This window comes from Streptococcus pacificus (genome assembly GCF_016481305.1).
Classification (GTDB): domain Bacteria; phylum Bacillota; class Bacilli; order Lactobacillales; family Streptococcaceae; genus Streptococcus; species Streptococcus pacificus.
Genome location: NZ_JAENBO010000002.1, coordinates 1 through 20,511 on the forward strand (window position 1 = coordinate 1; position 20,511 = coordinate 20,511).

21 protein-coding genes and 1 rRNA gene are annotated in these 20,511 nt (G+C 35.6%); 3 read left to right on the top strand and 19 right to left on the bottom strand.

Features of this window, described 5'->3' with window-relative positions; translation table 11 throughout:
- From JHK62_RS03140 to JHK62_RS03155, 4 genes are all read right to left on the bottom strand, one after another.
- Window positions 1–78 (bottom strand): 16S ribosomal RNA (locus JHK62_RS03140); the annotation flags it as partial.
- Between the two features lie 302 nt (window positions 79–380).
- On the bottom strand, window positions 381–929 hold the full coding sequence (hpf, locus tag JHK62_RS03145) for a ribosome hibernation-promoting factor, HPF/YfiA family (protein ID WP_199575249.1): 549 nt from the start codon (window positions 927–929) through the stop codon (window positions 381–383).
- Window positions 930–1,005: 76 nt separating this feature from the next.
- Window positions 1,006–1,668 (bottom strand): ComF family protein, encoded by a 663-nt coding sequence (locus tag JHK62_RS03150; RefSeq protein ID WP_199575250.1) that lies wholly within the window; start codon window positions 1,666–1,668, stop codon window positions 1,006–1,008.
- Window positions 1,668–2,966, bottom strand: a complete 1,299-nt coding sequence (locus tag JHK62_RS03155) for an ATP-dependent helicase ComFA (RefSeq protein ID WP_199575251.1) — start codon at window positions 2,964–2,966, stop codon at window positions 1,668–1,670. The genes JHK62_RS03150 and JHK62_RS03155 overlap by 1 nt, the downstream gene beginning before the upstream one ends.
- Window positions 2,967–3,022: 56 nt before the next feature.
- Between JHK62_RS03155 and JHK62_RS03160 the strand changes: the two genes are divergently transcribed.
- The 3 genes from JHK62_RS03160 to cysK are packed head-to-tail and all read left to right on the top strand — an operon-like array spanning window position 3,023 to window position 4,620.
- A complete protein-coding gene (locus JHK62_RS03160) occupies window positions 3,023–3,649 on the top strand; it encodes a YigZ family protein (protein ID WP_199575252.1) in 627 nt (208 codons plus the stop codon).
- A complete protein-coding gene (locus JHK62_RS07980) occupies window positions 3,633–3,707 on the top strand; it encodes a hypothetical protein (protein ID WP_425507444.1) in 75 nt (24 codons plus the stop codon). The genes JHK62_RS03160 and JHK62_RS07980 overlap by 17 nt, the downstream gene beginning before the upstream one ends.
- On the top strand, window positions 3,700–4,620 hold the full coding sequence (gene cysK, locus JHK62_RS03165) for a cysteine synthase A (RefSeq protein ID WP_199575253.1): 921 nt from the start codon (window positions 3,700–3,702) through the stop codon (window positions 4,618–4,620). The genes JHK62_RS07980 and cysK overlap by 8 nt, the downstream gene beginning before the upstream one ends.
- Window positions 4,621–4,651: 31 nt before the next feature.
- Here the strand turns inward: cysK and JHK62_RS03170 are convergent, their stop codons facing one another.
- From JHK62_RS03170 to secG, 15 genes are all read right to left on the bottom strand, one after another.
- Entirely contained in the window at window positions 4,652–5,008 is a 357-nt protein-coding gene (locus tag JHK62_RS03170) for a S1 RNA-binding domain-containing protein (protein WP_199575254.1), read from the bottom strand.
- Entirely contained in the window at window positions 5,008–6,405 is a 1,398-nt protein-coding gene (locus JHK62_RS03175) for a bifunctional Cof-type HAD-IIB family hydrolase/peptidylprolyl isomerase (RefSeq protein WP_199575255.1), read from the bottom strand. Before JHK62_RS03175 ends, JHK62_RS03170 begins: the two co-directional genes overlap by 1 nt.
- Window positions 6,406–6,435: 30 nt before the next feature.
- Window positions 6,436–7,077: a response regulator transcription factor gene (locus tag JHK62_RS03180; protein ID WP_199575256.1), complete on the bottom strand. Its 642-nt coding sequence runs from the start codon at window positions 7,075–7,077 to the stop codon at window positions 6,436–6,438.
- On the bottom strand, window positions 7,064–8,077 hold the full coding sequence (locus JHK62_RS03185) for an envelope stress sensor histidine kinase LiaS (protein WP_199575257.1): 1,014 nt from the start codon (window positions 8,075–8,077) through the stop codon (window positions 7,064–7,066). The genes JHK62_RS03180 and JHK62_RS03185 overlap by 14 nt, the downstream gene beginning before the upstream one ends.
- Window positions 8,074–8,772 (bottom strand): cell wall-active antibiotics response protein LiaF, encoded by a 699-nt coding sequence (liaF, locus tag JHK62_RS03190; protein ID WP_199575258.1) that lies wholly within the window; start codon window positions 8,770–8,772, stop codon window positions 8,074–8,076. Before liaF ends, JHK62_RS03185 begins: the two co-directional genes overlap by 4 nt.
- Before the next feature lie 133 nt (window positions 8,773–8,905).
- The gene (gene pknB / locus JHK62_RS03195) at window positions 8,906–10,762 is read right to left on the bottom strand and encodes a Stk1 family PASTA domain-containing Ser/Thr kinase (protein ID WP_199575259.1); all 1,857 of its coding nucleotides are present in this window, start codon (window positions 10,760–10,762) and stop codon (window positions 8,906–8,908) included.
- On the bottom strand, window positions 10,762–11,499 hold the full coding sequence (locus JHK62_RS03200; protein WP_199575443.1) for a Stp1/IreP family PP2C-type Ser/Thr phosphatase: 738 nt from the start codon (window positions 11,497–11,499) through the stop codon (window positions 10,762–10,764). The genes pknB and JHK62_RS03200 overlap by 1 nt, the downstream gene beginning before the upstream one ends.
- Before the next feature lie 41 nt (window positions 11,500–11,540).
- On the bottom strand, window positions 11,541–12,863 hold the full coding sequence (rsmB, locus tag JHK62_RS03205) for a 16S rRNA (cytosine(967)-C(5))-methyltransferase RsmB (protein ID WP_199575260.1): 1,323 nt from the start codon (window positions 12,861–12,863) through the stop codon (window positions 11,541–11,543).
- Window positions 12,853–13,788, bottom strand: a complete 936-nt coding sequence (gene fmt / locus JHK62_RS03210) for a methionyl-tRNA formyltransferase (RefSeq protein ID WP_199575445.1) — start codon at window positions 13,786–13,788, stop codon at window positions 12,853–12,855. Before fmt ends, rsmB begins: the two co-directional genes overlap by 11 nt.
- Window positions 13,789–13,836: 48 nt before the next feature.
- Window positions 13,837–16,227 carry a primosomal protein N' gene (locus JHK62_RS03215; protein ID WP_199575261.1) on the bottom strand — a complete coding sequence of 797 codons (2,391 nt, stop codon included), beginning with the start codon at window positions 16,225–16,227 and terminating at the stop codon, window positions 13,837–13,839.
- A 40-nt stretch (window positions 16,228–16,267) separates the two neighbouring features.
- The gene (gene rpoZ / locus JHK62_RS03220; protein WP_199575262.1) at window positions 16,268–16,585 is read right to left on the bottom strand and encodes a DNA-directed RNA polymerase subunit omega; all 318 of its coding nucleotides are present in this window, start codon (window positions 16,583–16,585) and stop codon (window positions 16,268–16,270) included.
- Between the two features lie 21 nt (window positions 16,586–16,606).
- Window positions 16,607–17,233, bottom strand: a complete 627-nt coding sequence (gene gmk, locus JHK62_RS03225) for a guanylate kinase (protein WP_199575263.1) — start codon at window positions 17,231–17,233, stop codon at window positions 16,607–16,609.
- Between the two features lie 170 nt (window positions 17,234–17,403).
- Window positions 17,404–17,871 (bottom strand): SsrA-binding protein SmpB, encoded by a 468-nt coding sequence (gene smpB / locus JHK62_RS03230; protein WP_199575264.1) that lies wholly within the window; start codon window positions 17,869–17,871, stop codon window positions 17,404–17,406.
- Window positions 17,834–20,200 carry a ribonuclease R gene (gene rnr / locus JHK62_RS03235; RefSeq protein WP_199575265.1) on the bottom strand — a complete coding sequence of 789 codons (2,367 nt, stop codon included), beginning with the start codon at window positions 20,198–20,200 and terminating at the stop codon, window positions 17,834–17,836. Before rnr ends, smpB begins: the two co-directional genes overlap by 38 nt.
- Window positions 20,201–20,248: 48 nt before the next feature.
- Window positions 20,249–20,485 carry a preprotein translocase subunit SecG gene (gene secG, locus JHK62_RS03240; protein ID WP_018369796.1) on the bottom strand — a complete coding sequence of 79 codons (237 nt, stop codon included), beginning with the start codon at window positions 20,483–20,485 and terminating at the stop codon, window positions 20,249–20,251.
- Window positions 20,486–20,511: the final 26 nt, after the last annotated feature.

Here is a 20,511-nt window from a genome sequence, read left to right on the forward strand (position 1 = left end):
GATCAAAATGCGTTCCACTTGCATGTATTAGGCACGCCGCCAGCGTTCGTCCTGAGCCAGGATCAAACTCTCATTAAAGTTTGAGTCTTTACTCATTACTGTCGTCTGACAGATTTATTGCTTTTTTACTTTTTGACAGGTTACTTTCATAACCCTGCACGTTTGGTTTCTTGTCTTGTTCAGTTTTCAAAGGTCAAGCCTCTTTCGAGACAACTATTATATTCTAGCACCTCAGCTTTAATTTGTCAATAACTTTTTCTTAAAAATTATAGTTTTATTTCTACACGGCAAACATTAATAGCTGAGTAGTCAAAAACAATGGTCTTAAAAACCCCACCAGTAAAACTGGTGGGATTTTTATCTATCCATTAGTCTTGGAATTATTTAGCCTCAATAAGACCAATTTGTCCATCTTCTCTACGATAAAGAACGTTTGTAGTATTATCTTCACCATCAGTATAGATAAAGAAGTCATGACCAAGTAGTTCCATTTGTAACAATGCTTCTTCAACATCCATTGGTTTTAGAGTCACATTTTTTGTTCTAACAATTTTTGAAACTGGTGCTTCTTCAACTTCTTCTGCTTCAAAAACAGAAGAGAAAACTTCATGAGATGGTAGTTTTTCTCTGTGTTTTCTTTCAATTTTTGTTTTATTTTTACGAATTTGACGTTCAATTTTGTCAACAACCAAATCGATGGAACCATACATATCTTGTGATACATCCTCTGCTCTTAATGTGATAGAGCCTAATGGAATAGTTACTTCTACTTTTGATGTTTTTTCACGATAAATTTTTAAATTAACTCTTGCATCTAATTCTTGTTCTTCGTTAAAATATTTTTCGATTTTTGAAAGTTTTGCTTCAACATAGTCACGTATAGCATCTGTCACTTCAATATTTTCGCCTCGAATACTATATTTAATCATACTTATACCTCTTTTCTATTAATAGGGGTTCCCTTACTTATATTATAACGTTTTCATGGATATTTGCAAGTTTTTATTACCTCGCTAAGGAAAAACTAATGACTTTTCTGACACCGTTTTGGTATAACAATTTCTGAACACTTGCAATCGTAGCACCTGTTGTATAAATATCATCAACTAAAAGAATATTCTTTGCTGTTTTGACCTTTGATTTTAGCTTAAAAAGATCTGTAGTACTCAAACGTTCTATTTTTGTTTTCTTTGACTGAGCTATACTTTCATTTTTTATTAATATATCTTGGTAAGCTATTTTAGCAGCATCTAATAATCCAATAACTTGATTAAACTGTCGTTGGGAAAATCTTTTTTCTGTTGTTGGTATAGGAACAATTGTATAGTTTTTATAGTTTTTAAAAAAATTTTTGATATCTCTAGAGAAAACTTTTCTAAGGAGATAATCACCCTCAAATTTATATTGACTAAAAAAGTTCTTCATTGCATCATTGTAGAGATATAAACTTTGATGGGATGGCTTAACCCCCTTTTTTTCCCAATAATGGCAATCATCGCAAATCTCAGAACTTCCTTCTTTAAAACACAAAGGACAATGGCAGTCTGGAATTTTTGTAAATTGAGACAAACAATCATTGCAAACTGTTGGCGTTTCTTTTTGGAGTAGCATTATCTCAGATATTTTAAAGCTTTCCACCATTTGTTGTCCACATAAGAGACAATTCATTAAAATCCACCCTTTCGATTCATTAACTTAATGTCTTTTATAGCCCTTTTAATACTAATAGTTAGTCCATCATGAAAGAAGAAAAGGTCTCCAGTCGGTCTTTCACTACTTCTTCCGACTCTGCCAGAAATTTGTACTAGTGAGCTCTTTGAATATAGTTTATGATTGGCTAATAGGACAAAAACATCCACACATGGAAAAGTAACTCCTCTTTCTAAGATGGTTGTCGTAATCAAAATTCTTACTTTCCCTTGTCGAAAATCATCAACAATCGCTAAACGATCTTCTGATAAACTAGAGACAAAAGCGATGGTTTCTTGTGGAAAATAGCTTTTCATCACTTCTAATAATTGTTTTCCCAAAACGATATCAGGAATGAATACTAGTAAAGGAAAGGTCGTCTTTGCTTGTTGTTTAATTTTTTGTTGCAGTTTTTGAGGTAATTTCCCTTTGACAATATTTTCTCTTAGTTGCGATAACCACAATGGCTTTGGCACTACTAAGGGATTAGCATGAAATCGTCTAGATAAGTCAACTTTTCGCAATCTTTTTTTTGCCACTTCTCTATCTAGTTTATCTGTTGAGGTTGCGGTTAAAAATATGGTTAGGCCATCTTCTTTTAAAGCATTTGTCACTGCTTGGTATAAGCTGTCATTATCTACAAAAGGAAAGGCATCCACTTCATCAATAATGATTAAATCAAAGGCTTGATAGAACTTAAATAATTGGTGGACGGTAGCAACAACTAAAGGGGTTCTTTGATAGGGTTCTGAGGCACTATGGAGTAAACTAATCGGGCAAGAAAAATCACGAGAAAAACGCTGATGCAACTCACGACAAACATCAATTCTAGGACTTACCAGAGCAACACTTCGACCTGTTTTTAAGTAGCTTGAAACAATTGGATAAATCATCTCTGTTTTTCCAGCACCTGTCACAGCATGGACTAAACTATTGACTTTTTCTTTGGTAGCTTCTAGCAGTTTTTTTGACACTTCAGCTTGTAAATCAGTTAACTTCCCTTGCCAGTTTAAATAGTCTTTTTCAAGAAAAGGTTTTTGTGGCAGATAATAGAGTTTCTCTGAACTTGTTAGTCTGCCAAAAACCAAGCATTCTCTACAATAATAATCACCATTAGGCAAAGTAGCTTCATGATCAGCTTTTGAACGACAACGTCGGCAATAAAAAACACCACTTCGCTTTTCCATCGCAGGCATACTTTCAACGTGTTCTCTTGCAATTTCCGGTAATGTATTCTGGGTAAAAAGTCTACCATAATAATCATCTAAATTAGTCATTACTTTTATATTCGCTAATTTTTGTCAAAAAAATGGAAAAAAGGTAAAATAAAGCTATGAATTATAAAACAATTGCAAAAAATGGAGAAAATGAACAAGAGATTAAGAAATCACGCTTTATTTGTCAAATGAAACGTATTTCTTCTGAAGAAGAGGGAAAGGCTTTTATTGCTGACATTAAAAAGAAACATTATAAAGCTACCCATTCTTGTTCTGCTATGATTATTGGAGAAAATGGTCTTATTAAAAAAAGTAGTGATGATGGCGAACCGAGTGGAACAGCGGGTGTGCCAATGTTAACCGTTCTTGAAAAACAGCAACTAACCAATGTTGTTGCTGTAGTGACACGCTATTTTGGAGGCATCAAATTAGGTGCTGGTGGTTTAATTAGGGCTTATGCCGGTAGTGTCTCAGAAGCCATTAATACTTTAGGAAAGGTTGAAGTGAAACAATTGGAAGGTCTAAAAATACAACTATCCTACACCCAATACCAAACACTTTCCCAGTTTTTAGAAGCTGAAAACTTACAAGAATACCATACTGAATTTTTAGCTGATGTCACAACCTTTATTTACTTGGAAAAAGAAAAAATTGATGCTACAATGGCACGTTTAGTCGAATTTTACAATGGAAAAATAAAAACTTCTCTAGAAGGAAACCAAATTGTTGAAATTCCATTTTGATAGTGATAATATATTATCCTATAAAACCTTAAAAAGATTGGAGAATGTTTATGACTAAACTCTATAACAATATTACTGAACTCGTTGGGAATACACCGATTGTCAAATTGAATAAGTTGGTTCCTGAAGGAGCTGCCGATGTTTATGTTAAACTAGAATCTTTCAATCCAGGTTCCTCTGTAAAAGACCGTATTGCTTTAGGGATGATTAATCAAGCTGAAAAAGATGGTCTTCTAAAAGAAGGCGACACCATTGTTGAAGCAACTAGTGGAAATACTGGTATTGGTATTGCTTTTGTTGGTGCTGCAAAAGGCTATCGTGTGATTATTGTTATGCCTGATAGTATGAGTGTTGAGCGACAAAAATTAATTAAAGGCTACGGCGCAGAATTAGTGTTAACACCTGGTAGTGAGGGAATGCCTGGTGCTATTAAAAAAGCAAAAGAGATTATAGCTGAAAAAAATGCAGTTGCCCTCTCTCAATTTACTAATCCAGCTAATCCATCTGCCCATGAAACAACTACTGGACCAGAAATTATTGCTAGTTTTGAAAATATTGGTCTGGATGCCTTTGTTTCTGGTGTTGGAACTGGTGGAACAATCTCTGGGGTTTCTCACGCTTTGAAAAAATGGCAACCAAGTATTGGTATTTATGCTGTTGAAGCAAAAGAATCTGCTATACTTTCAGGCGAACCCAAAGGAAAACACGGGATTCAAGGGATTTCAGCAGGATTTATTCCAGATACATTAGATACTTCGAGCTATGATGGTATTGTGACCGTCTCAACAGATGAAGCCTTACAAACCTCTAGAGACGTTGCTCAAAAAGAAGGTATCTTAGTTGGAATTTCAGCAGGAGCTGCCCTTTTTGCAAGTATTGAAGTGGCTAAAAAATTAGGAAAAGGCAAGAAAGTCTTGGCGATTTTACCAGATACTGGGGAACGCTACCTTTCAACAAGTTTGTTCCAATAAAATAAATAAAGGTTGTCCATATGGACAACCTTTATTTATTTTTAAGAAAGTGAAGCGTCTCATTAATCCAATGAGGTAATTGATTTTCTAATGTTTGAAACCCAATTTTAATACGACCATTTGAAAAACGATGGCGATACGATTTGGATTGTTTTTCTTCTTCCAAACTTCTTAAAGAAAGGCTCACTTTATGATTATACTCGTCATAATCAATCACTTGAGCTAATACTTCGTCACCAACCTCAAGCATTTTATGAATATCATCAATATAACCAGCCTTAATTTCTGAAATATGAATCAAGCCTATTAAACCATTATCTAAATGAACAAAAGCGCCATATGATTTAATACCTGTGATTACACCCTTATGCTTTTCACCAATTTTCATTAGTCAATAACCTCTATTGTTAAAATGGTGACGTCTTGTACTGGTTTATCAGCAAAACCTGTTTCAACACTAGCGATTTCATCTAACACTTTATAAGACTCTTCTTCTAATAATTGACCAAACACAGTGTGACGATTATCTAGATGAGGAGTGCCACCTTCAGTGTAGCGTTTTGCTATTTCTTCTGGCCATCCACCTCTTACCATTTCTTTTGGACTATATGGTAAGGTTTTATTTTGTACAATAAAGAACTGGCTACCATTTGTGTTTGGTCCGGCATTTGCCATTGACAACGCCCCACGAAGATTATATAACTCTTTTGAAAATTCGTCTTCAAAACGTTCACCATAGATGGATTCTCCGCCCATACCAGTACCTGTAGGGTCCCCACCTTGAATCATAAAGTCATTTATCACACGATGGAAAATCACACCATCATAATAACCATCTTTACTAAGGGCAATAAAATTAGCCACTGTTTTAGGGGCATGTTTGGGGAACAATTTAAGTTTTAAATCACCCAAGTTTGTTTTAATAATGGCCACAGGCCCTTCACTTTTTTTCACATCTAATTGTGGAAAATGTAATTCTTTTTCTACCATTCCTAGCTCCTCCAAGGCATTAATAATGCCATCTTCTTCTACTGTTCCAGTAATATAATCTGCTTTTTCCTTGATTTCATCAATAGCATTGCCCATAGCAATGGTCAATCCTGCATAATCAAAGATTTCAATATCATTTTTTTCATCGCCAAATACGAGAACATTCTCTGGTTTTAAGCCTGATGTTTCAAGCACTTTAGCTAATCCAGAAGCTTTTGAAATCCCTTTTCTAACCACGTCTGAGGAATGCTTGTGCCATCTCACCAATCTCAACTCTTTAGAAAGATTTTCTGGTAAGGTAAGGCTATCTCCCACCTCTTCAAACGTCCACATTTGATAAATATCGTTAGTGTGATAAAAATCTGGTGCAACATCCAGTTCACCATAGACTGGCACAATTGCATCATCAATTAGAGTTGTCCTTTTTGATACCACTGCTTTTTGTGAGCCAACAAAACCATAGTCGATTCCAACTGAATGACACCAATTGACAAAGCCCTCCACCAATTCTTTAGGAATAGGATTTTTAAAAATTTCTTTTCCTTTTCCAGTTTCTACATAACTCCCATTAATGGTAACAAAGTAATCTGGTTCTAGTGCTTTAATTTCTGGAACAACCCCATAAATGGCACGACCAGAAGCAATCCCTGTTATAATTCCTTGTGTTTTTAGCGAGTTAAAAACTAACTTAATTGACTCTGGCATATAGCCTGTATCTTTAATGCGTAATGTATCATCTATGTCAAAAAAGACGGCTTTAATTTTCTTTGCTTTGTATTTTGTTTTTAAGTCCATAAGGCTCCTTCATTGTTTGTAATGGTCTAATTATTGATTATTCTCTGGGACCAGGTGATGTTGAAAGGCGTAAACAACAGCTTGAGTACGATCATCAACATTTAGTTTTGAGAGAATATTTGAGACATGGGTTTTCACAGTTTTCAAGGAAATAAACAGCTCATCAGCAATTGTTTGATTATCATACCCTTTCACCAAGAGATTTAAGATATCTCTTTCTCTAGCCGTTAAGTCATCGTGAAGCTCTGGGTGTTGTTTATGATGTTTGAATTTTTTATCAACCTCTGTCTCAATAGCCAACTCACCTTGATAAACTTTTTTGATGGCACGTAATATTTCAACAGCACTTGAAGTCTTCAGCATATACCCTCTAGCACCAGCTTCTATTACTGGATAAATCTTTTCATTATCAAGATAACTGGTAAGTACTAAGATTTTAGCGTCTTTCCACTCTTTTAAAATTTCTAATGTTGCTTTAACACCATCCATTTCAGGCATAACCAAATCCATGACAATAACGTCTGGCTTTTTTTCTATGGCTAAATGAACACCTTCAAGACCATTTTTTGCCTCAGCAATCACCTCAACATCTGGTTGCATATTTAAAAAACTACTCAAACCCAGTCTTACCATTTCATGATCGTCAACTAACATGACTTTAATCTTGCTCATCTTGTTCTCCTTCTTGCATCAGTGGCATACGAATGTCCATTGATACTCCTTTTCCTTTAGCACTTTTAATATCAAGTGTTCCTGCTAAATCATCAACACGTTCTTCGATATTTTTAAGACCATAGCTAAGACTTCTGGCCTGGTCAACATCAAAGCCTTGACCATTATCCACCATTTTTAATTGAATTTCAGAATCTTTTTGGTTGAGATAAACTTCTATTTGACTGGCTTTAGCATGTTTTAGCGTATTACTGATGAATTCTTGAGCTATTCTAAAAAGATTATCCTCTATCGTTTTAGGCAATTGTTTAATATTTTCCTTATAAACAACTTTAATCCCACTTTTATCGGTTAATTCCTGTAAAATCATAGCAAAACCTTCAGAAAGTGTCTTATCTTCTAACTCTGTTGGTCTAAGATGTAATAGCATGACCCGTAAATCATTTTGTGCATCCGTCAAAATACTCTCAACGGTTAATAACTGGTTTTTAAGAGTCTCCTTGTCTAGCTGATCAATATTTTGAGAAACCCCAGATAAAATCAATGCTGACGCAAACAACTCTTGACTGACCGTGTCATGAAGGTCACGAGCGATACGATGTCTTTCTTTCTTGACAATTTCTTCACTATTTTGGATGTAGGCATTTTCAGTACGTTGTAAATTAGCCACAAGATGTTTCATCTTATGCGATAAATGGCTGATATTATTTCCCAACTCACTAGTACTTTGTTTACTAATGGGTTTGTTATTGATAATTCTTCTTAAGTTGTTATTCAACTGTCTTTTACTGTATTCATCCATTAAAAACCAAACTATTAGTAAAAAGAAGGTTAAGGAGATAATAACAGAAAATGTCGAAAAAATAAACTTGATGAGAATAGACTGATTACTCACAAGAAGTTCTATATCAAGCCCTAAACTGTCAATAATAATATAGATGATTGATAAAATAGCAATGACGGCATAAAGGAATAAGAGAAGGACGGTATGTTTTTTCATGTGCGTCTCACCTCAACGTTTCCTGCAATAACACTGATAACAATTTTAACGGTTTTAACGGACTCATCGTAATCTTTTTCTTGAAATTTTATCGTCTCATTTCGCAAATCATACTCTGGAAAATCAAGAAATTGAACACTGCCGTATACACTACTAATGTCAAGTTTAATCCCAACATCAATGGGAACTTTGATAATAGTTGGTCCATAAATTTTTCGAATGAGAATGATATTATCATGTCCTGTTACAATGACTTGACTCAAATCAATCGTATCTGTGCCACTTAATCGGATAATATTGATATCATCAAAAGCATAAACAGAAGAATTGAGGTGATTGTTATTACCTATCCACTGATTAGCCATTGGTTTACTAGATAAACGACGCTCTTGAAATTTAATCAATGCATAACGATTTTTGCGTTTGACTTGTGAAAAATGATTGATAATCATGTATAAGATGCCCAAAATAATAGCAGTAATTACATAAGGATTCAACATCAAGATTAAAAAGAATAACAAAACACTGGATGTTAAAAAAAAGTTACCACGATTATCACGATTATAAAATCTTAATGCTAGTAGAGTCAAAACAACAATCAAGACAAAACCAGTTAAATCATTTGAAAGTATTGTCATAAAAGCTAAAGCCATCAAAACACTTTCAACAATTAAAAAAATTTGAAACTTTCTCATAGGATTCCTCATATCATGGTGGTCTATTCTTGTCATTTTAACAAAAAAACAAGAAAACTTCATCTTCCACCTTCAAAAAAATATCTTTAGGTGATGCCCCTCCCTAACAAGGGGCACCAACCTAAAGATAGTGTTACTGAGTGGTTTCTTCTTGAGAAGGTGTCGGTTCCTCAGTAGTTGTTGTTCTTGGACTTTCTGTTGTCGGTGCTTGCGTTGTTTTATTCTCAGTTGTTGCTCTGCTTGTTTCTTCATCATTTGTTGGTTGAAGATAGATGATAATGTCATCTTTTGCAGAAAGAATAATCTCCGCACCATAGTACGGTTCTTGTGCAACAATCAAACTAGATGTTGGTGGTGATTTCACTTCAACATAGCCTGTGCTAGTTGCTACAAAAGTCTTAATCCGAGATGTAGATATACCCAACTCTTTTAAGATATTAAGGGCGTTACCATAGGTATCACCGGTAATATTTGGCATAGTCGTAGAATCATTGACAGCCACTTCTAATGTGATTTTAGAAGAACCTTTTGGATTATAGGTTTTACCTGGAGCAGGTGTTTGTGCCACAATAGTATCTTTTTCAAACTCTGTTGTCGGCACTTCTTTAATCATGATTTTATCTCTTGGAACACCAAAATTTTGGACAAGTGAATCCACGATGATTTGATAAGGTTGTCCCACATAATCTTCCATGGCAAATGTTGTATTACCAATTGAAACATAGATATCAACATCAGACCCTTTACGTCTACTAACGCCAGCTGAAGGGTTGGTTCTCACCACATTTCCTTCTTCTATTGTTTCACTTTCAACTTCTTTTATTTCGCCAACAGAAAGCCCAGCATCCTTAATCATATCTTGCGCCACTGCTAAAGTCTTGTTTTCGACATCAGGCACTTTAACTGTACTTGGTTGCGTCAAAACAAGGTAGGCAAAACCAACAATAGCTAGAATAACAAGACCAAAGAATAACTTTAAAGCGATTGATAAAAAAGGATTTTTTCGTCTTTTCTTCTCTGTAGCTACTTCTTTTAACTCCTGGGTTTCCTCTTGTGCTTTTAAAAGTTCAGTTGTTGAAATAGTAGCTGTACTGGAAGTAAACTTAGGCAACACTTTGGTATCAGTCTGTTGCTCAAAAACAACTTTCCTATCTTTGATATGCTTTGGATCTAAAGCTGCCGTTAAATCACTGCCCATTTCAACTGTTGAAGAGTAGCGATTTTCAAGTTTTTTTGCTGTGGCTTTAATCACAACATTTTCAAGAGACTGGGGAACATTTAAATTCTCAGCTGTGATAGATGGTAGAGGATTTTGAAAATGTTGCAAGGCTATCGTGACAGCACTATCTCCATCATAAGGAATATGACCTGTCAACATCTCAAAAAGCATGATTCCCATGGCATAAATGTCACTTTGAACTGTGGCTTTAGAGCCTCTTGCTTGTTCTGGTGACAAATAATGCACACTACCTAACATAGAGTTGGTTTGTGTTAAACTAGTCTCAGCAAAAGCAACGGCAATTCCAAAGTCGGTAACCTTAGCCATCCCATCTGCTGTGAGCAAAATGTTCTGTGGCTTTAAATCTCGGTGAATAATGCCTTTTTGATGGGCCAATGTCATTGCTGATAAGACTTGTGTCATAATTGACACGACTTTTTGGTTAGATAGTGGTGCATGTTCTTTGATGAATTTTTTTAAATCTGGGCCATCAACATATTCCATGACTAGAAATTGTTGACCTTCTTCTTCTCCAATATCTCTTATCGCAACAATATTGGGGTGGTTCAGTTCGGCCATAGCTTTTGCTTCACGTTGGAAACGCGCTACTGCCACATGATCTGTTTGATAGTTGGTTCGAAGCACTTTGATGGCAACTTCTTCATTATCCAAAATCAAATCATTTGCTAAATAAACATCAGCCATCCCCCCGCGACCAATCGATTTGAGGATTCTATAACGCCCAGCAAATAATTTTCCTATCTGGATCATTAGGATTCCTCTCTTTCAATCTTAACAAGAGCAACAGTGATGTTATCTAACCCACCAGCCTCATTAGCCAGTTCAACTAATTTTTTTGTTTTTTCATCTAGACTCAATTCTTCTGCCAAGACAGAGATAATGGTCTCATTAGCCAACATATTTGTTAGACCATCACTATTAATCACTAAATAGTCTTCATCTTCAAGAATTTGAACGCCTAAATCAGGCTCAACAGGAGCTGCTTGACCAATTGACTGAGTGATAATATTTTTTTGTGGGTGAACGGAAGCTTCCTCTTCAGTTAGTTGACCAGCTTTCACAAGTTCATTAACTAGCGAATGATCACTTGTTAACTGTATATACTCACCGTTTCTAACAAGACCAATCCTTGAATCACCAACGTGAGCATATAAGGCGTTTTTATCTACAATAGCAACGGCTTCAATCGTTGTCCCCATACCTTTATAATCTTCAGATTTTCCTAAATCGTGGATTTTTTTATTTTCTGTTTCAATAATTGAAATAAGCCAATCTTTTATTTGATTTAATTCAGTAAAATCCGTATTGACCCACTCACGTCCTAGATCAGTAACAGTCATTTCACTGGCAATATTCCCAGCTCTATGACCTCCCATACCATCTGCTAGAACAATAAGGGTAATCCCACTTTTATTATCAAATTTATTGATAAAATCTTGATTATTGGAACGCTTTTGCCCAATATCTGTTAACAATGAAATTTTCATATGATTCATACTTTTTCTGACTTTGTCAGTCTCCTTTCAAACTATGAAATACGTTTTATTTGCCCGATAAAGAAACCATCTGTATGGTATTGTTCCGGGGTGATACTTATAAAGCCATTTTTAGTAATATCCTTAAGAGGATGTTTTAATGCCACTTGTTTGAAATTGGGGTGATTTTCTAAAAATTGAGAAATCACCTGATTGTTTTCTTCTTCAAATAGTGTACAAGTACTATAGGTTATTATACCACCTTTTCGTAGTGTTTGACAAACACTAGCTAGTATTTGCAATTGAATCTTTTGCAATGCCATTAAATCATCTTCTTTTTTTTGATACTTGATTTCTGGTTTACGTCGAATGAGACCTATTCCAGAACAAGGAGCGTCAACTAGAATCTTATCAAAACTGTCTTTAGGAAAATGCTTGTGAACTGTTGTTGCGTCTAGTTTCTTTGTTTTGATTTTATCAGCCACCTTCAATCGTTCAGCATTTTCTTTGACAAGGTCTAATTTATGATCATAAATATCTAGAGCAGTTATTCTACCACTTGTTAGATACGAAGCCATGTGAACTGTCTTTCCTCCTGGTGCACTACAAGCATCAAGAATTTCTTCATCCCCTTTTATCTTTAGGGTAGGAGCCACCAATTGACTAGACTCGTCTTGAATAGTTATCTCACCGTTTTTAAAAACGTCTGTGTTGGACACATTACCTGATGTTTTTACTAAACCAACAGGGGATACTACGGATGGACTAGCATCTAATACTTCTGCTAGTTTTTCTTTGTTCTCAGATTCTACCACACGAAAACTAGTTTTGTTGCGAATAAAAAGACTCTCAAAAATAGCAATTGCTCGCTTTTCTCCATATTGGGCAATCATTTTTTTAACTAGCCAAACGGGTAAAGAATATTGAATAGAGTATCGTTTATTAACTCGTTTGATGTTTAAAAAATCAGGTCTTTGGGTTCTTAAAAATTGGCGCAAGACCGCGTTGATTAATTTTTCCTTGCCTCGATTGTGACCTTTATCTTTAGCAATAACGACTGCATCGTTTACAATAGCATGATCTGGTATTTTGTCTAAATAGATGATTTGATAAAGACTCATCATCAAAAGATAATAAAGCCATGGTTCTAATTTATTGCGATCTTCAATAAAATGGGAAAGATACCATTCTAAAGTGATTTTTCGAGAAACAGTGCCATAAACCAGTTCGGTGATAAGAGCTTTATCTTTATCAGATAATTGACTATTTGCTAAGTGTTGTTGCAAAAGAATATTAGAATAGGCACCGTCTTCAAAAATAGCGCAAAGAATAGCTAACGCTTTTCCTCTAGGCATTTTTTTCCATTTATTTCCCAAAAACATCACCTACTTCAATCGTTCTTCCAACACCATTTAAAAAGTCAGTGATTGACATTTTGGGCTTTCCTGCTAATTGAACAGTTTTTAAGGAAATAGCGCCATCAGATGTGGCAATAATTAATTCTTTTTTAGTTTTTACAATGACTGTGCCAGGTTTCCCTTCTCCTATTGTTTCTTTGGCTTCATAAATCTTAAAACGTTTCCCATTTAAAAATGTATGAGCTACTGGCCATGGATACATGCCTCTAATCTGATTAAAAATACTTCTAGCAGAGTTTTGCCAGTCAATTTTTTCTTCTTGTGGCGTGATATTAGGTGAAAAAGTCGCCTTGTCTTCTTCTTGAGCAATAGGGATTAAATCTCCAGCAATATAGGCTGGTAAAGTCTCTAAAAGTAAGTCTCTACCAATGACAGCCAATTTATCAAATAAACTACCCACATTATCATCATCCGTAATAGGGAGTTTAGCACTTGAAATCATTGCACCAGCATCCATTTGTTTAACCATTTCCATAATGGTCACTCCCGTTTCCTTTTCATCATTCATGATAGCATAATGAATAGGAGCACCTCCTCGATATTTAGGAAGAAGCGAGGCGTGAACATTTATCGCAAAATCAACTGATTTCAAAAATTTTTCTGGTAAAAATTGACCAAAAGCAGCCGTAACAATACCATCAGCTCCTAAAGCCATTAAGTCATCCAGTTCCTGACTTCCTGATAACTTTTCTGGTTGGTAAACACTAATTCCATGCGTAAGAGCTAATGTTTTTACTGGTGTCATCTTGATCTCTTTTTTGCGACCAACTGCTCGATCGGGTTGTGTGACCACTGCAAGTATTTCATAATCAGTTTGTTCTAACAGCCCTGCTAAAACAGTAGCTGAAAAATCGGGTGTCCCCATAAAAATTAGTTTTGTCATCATACTTCCCTTTCCTTATTCAAACTATTATAGCATAAGACGTAGCAGCTACATAAAGTTTTGAGGTTCATAATCAATTGCTAAACGTAACTGTTTGTTTTCTTTAGCTTGGGTCAACGCTAAAATATGATTCATCGCTTCTTCTAAATGGTCTTCAAAGCGATACTTGATGATTAGTTGATAATGATAGTAATTATTAGTTCTTGCTACTGGTTTTGGTGTTGGACCAAGAATCGTCACTTGATGGCTGAGTTGATTCTTTAAAATGTCCAGGACCTCGTAGGATTTTTTGATCACTTCTTCTTCACTGCGATGTGATAAGGTTAAGCCAATTGTAAAGAAATAAGGTGGGTAACCCAGTTGATGTCTTAACTTCATTTCATAGTTATAGAAACCCTCATAATCCTGATTTTTAGCTAGTTGAATCGCATAATGATTAGGGTTATACGTCTGAATAATCACTTCTCCTGATTTATCAGAACGTCCCGCACGACCTGCTACTTGGGTTAAGAGCTGGAAGGTCCTTTCAGAAGCACGAAAATCTGGCAGATTAAGAGAGGTATCAGCATTTAAAACACCAACAAGAGTAACATTTGGAAAATCAAGCCCTTTTGCAATCATCTGAGTTCCTAGAAGAATATCAGCTTCTTGTCTTTCAAACTGTGCTAAAAGAGATTCGTGTGCTCCTTTTTTTCTCGTTGTATCAACATCCATTCTTAAAATTCTGGCAGTTGGAAAGGCTTGTTGTAACTCATCATAAGCTTTTTGAGTCCCTGTACCATAGTATCTGATGCTTTTACTACCACAGTTTGGACAGGTTCTTGGAATTGCTTTTGAAAAGCCACAATAATGGCAATTCATCGTCTTTGTTGTCATGTGAAGCGTCAAAGAAATATCGCAGTTTGGACATTCGTCAACATAAGCACACTCACGACACATGATAAAACTAGAATAACCTCGTCGATTTAACATCAAAATACTTTGTTCTTTTTTCTTGAGACGGTCGGCAATTTTTTCAAGCAATAAAGGAGTATAGTTGCTCAATTCTTGTTGGCCTACATAATCTCTAAAGTCAACAACGCTGACTTTAGGAATGGTTGCATTTGGAACTGCTCTTTTTGTCAAATGAAGAAAATGATACACATCTTTACTAGCACGTGCTCGGCTTTCAATACTTGGGGTTGCACTTCCCATGATTAAAACAGCTTGATGGTATCTCGCTCTTATAAGAGCAACATCACGCGCATGATATCTTGGATTTGAATCTTGTTTGTAAGATGACTCATGCTCCTCATCAATAATAATGGCACCAATATTATCAAGTGGTGCAAAAATAGCTGACCTTGCCCCAACGACAACCTTAGCTTTTTTGCTCTTAATCTTTCGCCATTCATCAAATTTTTCGCCTTCAGATAAGCCTGAGTGCATGATAGCGACTTGATTACCAAAGCGCGAAATAAAGCGACTCGTCATTTGAGGTGTAAGAGAGATTTCAGGTACCAAAACAATGGCTGTTTTCCCCATTTTCAAAACCTGATCAATCACATGTAAGTAAACTTCTGTCTTCCCACTACCCGTTATGCCTTCTAACAAGTAGGGTTTGTTAGCTTTTCCTACCTTTGCAACAATTTCATCTACAATTTGTTTTTGCTGATGGTTCAGCTGTAAAAAGTCTGTTTTAGAAATACTATCAAAATAGGTCTGATTGCGATTGATTTCCACTTCAGAAACTGTGATTAGCTGATTGTCAATGAAATAGTTAACGACACTTCTTGAAAAGTGTTGGTAGAGATCAGATAATTTCCCTTGTTCAGGGTGTTCTAGGAGATATTCTTTCAAAACTAGTCTTTTTTTAGCGCGTGTAGAAATCTCTGCCTGTGATAAGCTCTTTGAAACATCGTAGTATTTTTCAACTTTTATTGTTTTTTTATCTTTGGCCTCATAGGTTACTGAAATTTGCCCTGAAGCGATTAGCTTAAGGCTTCTTTTTTGGTCCTCATCAGACAAGGATGAAAATAAAATACTTTCTTGATCTTTAAAAATAAGTTTAACATCTTCTTTATCTCTAGTATTTTTTGGTGTTAAACGCTTGTCATAATTAGAGTTTAAAAGATTAGGAATCATTGCTTTTAAGATAGAGACTTTATAAGAAAAAACCGTTTTTCTCATCTCAGATGCTAAATAAAGCTGTTCTTCATTTAGTACTGGTGTAAAATCTAACACACTAACAATCTCTTTTAGATCATTTGACTCATTTGATTCAGAAGAATCAATATGAAGCACAAACCCTTGTAACAAACGATTACCACGCCCAAAAGGAACATGAACTCTTGAGCCAACAGCAACGAGGTCGAGTAAGTGATCTGGAATCTTGTATGAAAAAGGTTTATCTGTTTGCATCGATGGGATATCAACGATGACTTGAGCCGTTTTTTTCATTAGCTACCTCCATACGAAAAATCTAAGATTGTTAACAATCTTAGATTTTTTCACCTTCTTCTTCTTTTTCTTTTGCAATTTGTTCTTTTATCTTACGTTCTTCAGCTTCTTTAGCAAGTTTCTCTGCTTCAATCTTGGCACGTACTGCAGCACGTTTTGCGACTGGGTCGGGATGGATAACAACATTTCCAGACTCAATTTCTTCTAAAGCACGTAAAGTGGATTTCACTGATTTGAATTCTTGTGTTGGGGTTGCTCCCATCTCCAATTCGTGAGCTCTTTTGGCTTGGAGAACACAAAGTGAATATTTAGATGGTACTTTATCTAATAAAGTATCAATGGAAGGTTTTAACATCATAAGTTTGATCTCTTTTCTATATTATCTCACAGGTATTTCTTTGGGTATCATGGCATTATAATGACCAATCACACGCTCAACTCTAAAATGTTCAACTTCTATAATTCGCTTAACACGTTCTGCTGCTAAAGCCACTTCGTCGTTAACAACAGCATAGTCGTACTCGCGCATGAGGGCAATTTCTTCTTTGGCCCGTTCAATTCTTTTAGCAATCATTTCCTCGCTATCGGTTCCACGACCAATTAAACGGCCTTCTAACTCTTCTAAGTCAGGTGGTGTCAAGAAGATAAAAACACCGTCAGGAACTTTCTTTTTAACTTGAAGGGCACCTTGAACTTCAATTTCTAGGAAAACATCAATGCCTTTATCAAGCGTTTCATTGACATAAGTGAGAGGGGTTCCGTAGTAATTGCCAACGTATTCTGCATACTCCAACATCAACCCTTTTTTAATAAGGTCCTCAAACTCTTCACGCGTCCTAAAGAAATAATCAACACCATCTACTTCCCCAGGTCGTTGAGGTCTTGTTGTCATCGAAACGGAGTACTCAAATTTATGATTGGGTGTTGAAAAAATTTCTTGTCTAACTGTGCCTTTTCCAACACCAGATGGTCCAGAAAAGATGATTAATAACCCACGTTCAGACATTCTATTCTCCTTATCATTTTATTCTCTTTAGTCTATCAAAAATCGATCATTTTTTCAAGTTTATTTCACAAAGACTAGCCTCTACTACTTGTATTCTCGCCATTTATTTTCTCTTTTTAAAAGATTGTTATAGAAAGCTTTTAATAAACTCTATGACATCCATGAGTCACTTATCGTTTGTTAAATTGTTTCATCTGACGGTTGATGTCTCTTTCTTGCTCACGGCGCTTGATGGTTTCTCGTTTATCATAGTCATGTTTACCTTTTGCTAAACCAATCAAAACTTTAGCAAATCCATTCTTAAGATAGACCTTCAAAGGAACAAGGGTCATCCCAGTACCTTTTAATTCTTTTTCAATTTTTTCAATTTCTCTTTTTTTGAGTAATAATTTTCTGGTTCTATCAGGATCTTGATTCCAGATATTTCCTTGTTCATAAGGGGTGATATGCACATTATTAAGCCAGACTTCACCATTCTTAATTTGGGCAAAACCATCTTTTAAAGTGATTCTTGCTGCCCTGACACTTTTAATTTCTGTTCCTGTAAGCACAATGCCAGATTCATAGGTGTCGATAATATTGTAATCATGCCTTGCCTTTTTATTTTGTGCGACGAGTTTTCCCTCTTCTTTTACCATGGCCTCCTCCTTTTTTAATCACTTCCTTGTATTTCATTTTTTCGCCTTTTTTCTTGGGAATGGCCTTCGTGATTTTTTTATTAAGTGATTGTTTATTAGCTTTTTTCTCACCGTGTTTGGTTAAAGGGTTCTTTTCTTTGGCTTTTGAACGACGGCGATGGTTTTTTTCGACTTTGATCCGTTTTTCTACAACGTCAAAATCACTTGGTAGATATTCAAAATCAATGTCACCTGTTTCTTTATCGGCATTAACCAGTTTGACTCTAATAGGTTGACCAACTCTAAAAACCTTGCCTGATTTTTCTCCTTGTAATAACATGCCACGTTCATTGTAATGATAATACTCTGGTAGGTTAGTGACATGAATTAAACCTTCAATGGTATTTGGAAGTTCAACAAATAGGCCAAACTTAACGATACTACCAATAATACCATCAAATTCTTCACCTACATAAGCAGACATGTATTCTGCTTTTTTCATTGACTCAACGGTTCTTTCAGCATCGACAGCTCGTCTTTCTAATTGTGACGATTGACTAGCAATTTCTGGTATTAGATGGTTAAAATGGTCTATTTTTTCGTGAGAGACATTTTCATATTCTCTTATCAAGCGATGAACCAGTAAGTCTGGGTAACGTCTAATAGGACTTGTAAAATGCGTATAGTACTCAGCTGCCAAACCATAATGACCATGATTATGCTCAGAATATCTAGCTTGTTGCATGGAGCGTAACAACATCATTGAGAGGACTTCACTACCTGGTTGCCCTTTTATGTTTTTCATAAAGGTTTGAAGAGCTGTTTGGGTGATTTTATTAGCCGTTCCTTGAATTTTGACACCAAAAACACTGGCATAGTCAATAAATTTTTGAACTTTTTCAGCTTTAGGTTCTTCGTGAACACGATAGATAAATGGTAGTTCTAATTTGGCAAAATGTTCAGCAACACATTCATTGGCGGCTAACATAAAGGATTCAATCATCCTTTCAGACAAACCACGCTCACGCACAGCGATATCAATCGGAAAACCTTTGTCATTGACAATAATCTTAGCTTCTGTTGTGTCAAAATTAAGACTTCCTCTTTTTTCGCGCATTTTTTCAAGACGGTTGTGAAGCACCACCATCTGCTCGACACTTTCTTTAATAGCTGAGTAGGTCTGTAGCAATTCTTCGTCACCAGCAATCATTTGGTTGACATCACTATAGGTCATTCTATAAGTGGTATTAATCACTGACGGCGCAATCTGATAGCGAACAACCTTGCCTCTTTGATTAATTTCCATGATGGCTGAAAGTGTTAGGCGATCAACATTTGGATTAAGCGAACAAATACCATTTGACAAACGTTCTGGTAGCATAGGAACCACACGGTCTGTCACATAAACACTGGTTCCTCTTGCTAGTGCTTCCTTATCAAGTGGCGAGTTTTCTGTCACATAATAGGAAACATCAGCGATGTGAACTCCCAACTCAAAATGACCATTATCAAGTGCTTTGATATGAATGGCATCATCTAAGTCTTTGGCATCTGCACCATCAATGGTAAAGGTGATTTCATTTCTTAAATCAACGCGACCAAGATAATCTTTTTGGCTTGGTTTATCTGGTATGCTATTGGCTTGTTTGATGACTTCATCAGGAAATTTAGAGGCAATGTCCATTGACTCTAAAACTTCTAAGACATCAATACCGACTTCGCCTTTATGGCCAATAATATCAGTAATTTCTGCTACAAAGTAATCATTTTCTTTAGTTGGGTAACTACTGATGTCAACTTTTAAAACTTCTGTCCCATCTAAAACAAGTGGTGTCTTTTTGAGATAGATTTTTTGACTAATTTTTTGGTTTTTACTCTTAATATAACCGATAAAACCATTTTTTTCTGTGCTTGGGACAAAGGAGCCGACAACCGTTTTAATACTTCGTTCAACAATTTCAACAATTTCTGCTTCTGCCGAGGAATCACTCAAACGATTAGCCACTTTTTTAATGCTGACTTTAACAATGTCACCATCAATGGCATTAGCGGTATCTTGTCGACTGACAAAGAGGTCTGCTTCTTCACCTTCAATTGAGATAAAGCCAAAACCAGCACGATTAGCTCTAAAAACTCCTTCTATTAAAATAGGGTCTTTCTTTTTCTTTGCCTCTTTTAAAGAGATATCTCCTTGGTCGTTAAACCACAAGATCCCCTTGTTATCTAATTGGGCAATTATCTTAATAAGATCACGAAAACCAGTTGACGTATCAACCTCTAAGGCCTTGGCGATAGTGTCAACACTAGATGGTCCGTGTTCTTTTAAGTAGTTCAATAATAATTCTTTCATTTGTTCCTTTCATTAAAAAAATGAGCTAGACAATGTCAAGCTCACCTTTTATTTACTTGATAAAATAGCTAATGCAAGTGCAACTAAGAGCCAGACAAAAACTAAAATTCCGGTAAAGCGTTGCATGAATGCTTCAAAACCACGCGCCTTTGTTCGTTCAAACAAAGCTTGTGAAGCACTATTGTCAAAAACATTACTACTTGGATTTTTTTGTGGTTGCATAAAAATTGCAACAATGATTATACCAGATAATATCAATAATATGTTTAGTAATAAGCTATACATGAGTCATCTCCTCTACTGTCATCTTG

Excerpts from the sequence above, each read along its gene's own strand:
- hpf (WP_199575249.1), bottom strand. The coding sequence starts at position 929 with ATGATTAAATATAGTATTCGAGGCGAAAATATTGAAGTGACAGATGCT.
- JHK62_RS03150 (WP_199575250.1), bottom strand. The coding sequence starts at position 1,668 with ATGAATTGTCTCTTATGTGGACAACAAATGGTGGAAAGCTTTAAAATA.
- JHK62_RS03155 (WP_199575251.1), bottom strand. The coding sequence starts at position 2,966 with ATGACTAATTTAGATGATTATTATGGTAGACTTTTTACCCAGAATACA.
- JHK62_RS03160 (WP_199575252.1), top strand. The coding sequence starts at position 3,023 with ATGAATTATAAAACAATTGCAAAAAATGGAGAAAATGAACAAGAGATT.
- cysK (WP_199575253.1), top strand. The coding sequence starts at position 3,700 with ATGACTAAACTCTATAACAATATTACTGAACTCGTTGGGAATACACCG.
- JHK62_RS03170 (WP_199575254.1), bottom strand. The coding sequence starts at position 5,008 with ATGAAAATTGGTGAAAAGCATAAGGGTGTAATCACAGGTATTAAATCA.
- JHK62_RS03175 (WP_199575255.1), bottom strand. The coding sequence starts at position 6,405 with ATGGACTTAAAAACAAAATACAAAGCAAAGAAAATTAAAGCCGTCTTT.
- JHK62_RS03180 (WP_199575256.1), bottom strand. The coding sequence starts at position 7,077 with ATGAGCAAGATTAAAGTCATGTTAGTTGACGATCATGAAATGGTAAGA.
- JHK62_RS03185 (WP_199575257.1), bottom strand. The coding sequence starts at position 8,077 with ATGAAAAAACATACCGTCCTTCTCTTATTCCTTTATGCCGTCATTGCT.
- liaF (WP_199575258.1), bottom strand. The coding sequence starts at position 8,772 with ATGAGAAAGTTTCAAATTTTTTTAATTGTTGAAAGTGTTTTGATGGCT.
- pknB (WP_199575259.1), bottom strand. The coding sequence starts at position 10,762 with ATGATCCAGATAGGAAAATTATTTGCTGGGCGTTATAGAATCCTCAAA.
- JHK62_RS03200 (WP_199575443.1), bottom strand. The coding sequence starts at position 11,499 with ATGAAAATTTCATTGTTAACAGATATTGGGCAAAAGCGTTCCAATAAT.
- fmt (WP_199575445.1), bottom strand. The coding sequence starts at position 13,788 with ATGACAAAACTAATTTTTATGGGGACACCCGATTTTTCAGCTACTGTT.
- JHK62_RS03215 (WP_199575261.1), bottom strand. The coding sequence starts at position 16,227 with ATGAAAAAAACGGCTCAAGTCATCGTTGATATCCCATCGATGCAAACA.
- rpoZ (WP_199575262.1), bottom strand. The coding sequence starts at position 16,585 with ATGATGTTAAAACCTTCCATTGATACTTTATTAGATAAAGTACCATCT.
- gmk (WP_199575263.1), bottom strand. The coding sequence starts at position 17,233 with ATGTCTGAACGTGGGTTATTAATCATCTTTTCTGGACCATCTGGTGTT.
- smpB (WP_199575264.1), bottom strand. The coding sequence starts at position 17,871 with ATGGTAAAAGAAGAGGGAAAACTCGTCGCACAAAATAAAAAGGCAAGG.
- rnr (WP_199575265.1), bottom strand. The coding sequence starts at position 20,200 with ATGAAAGAATTATTATTGAACTACTTAAAAGAACACGGACCATCTAGT.
- secG (WP_018369796.1), bottom strand. The coding sequence starts at position 20,485 with ATGTATAGCTTATTACTAAACATATTATTGATATTATCTGGTATAATC.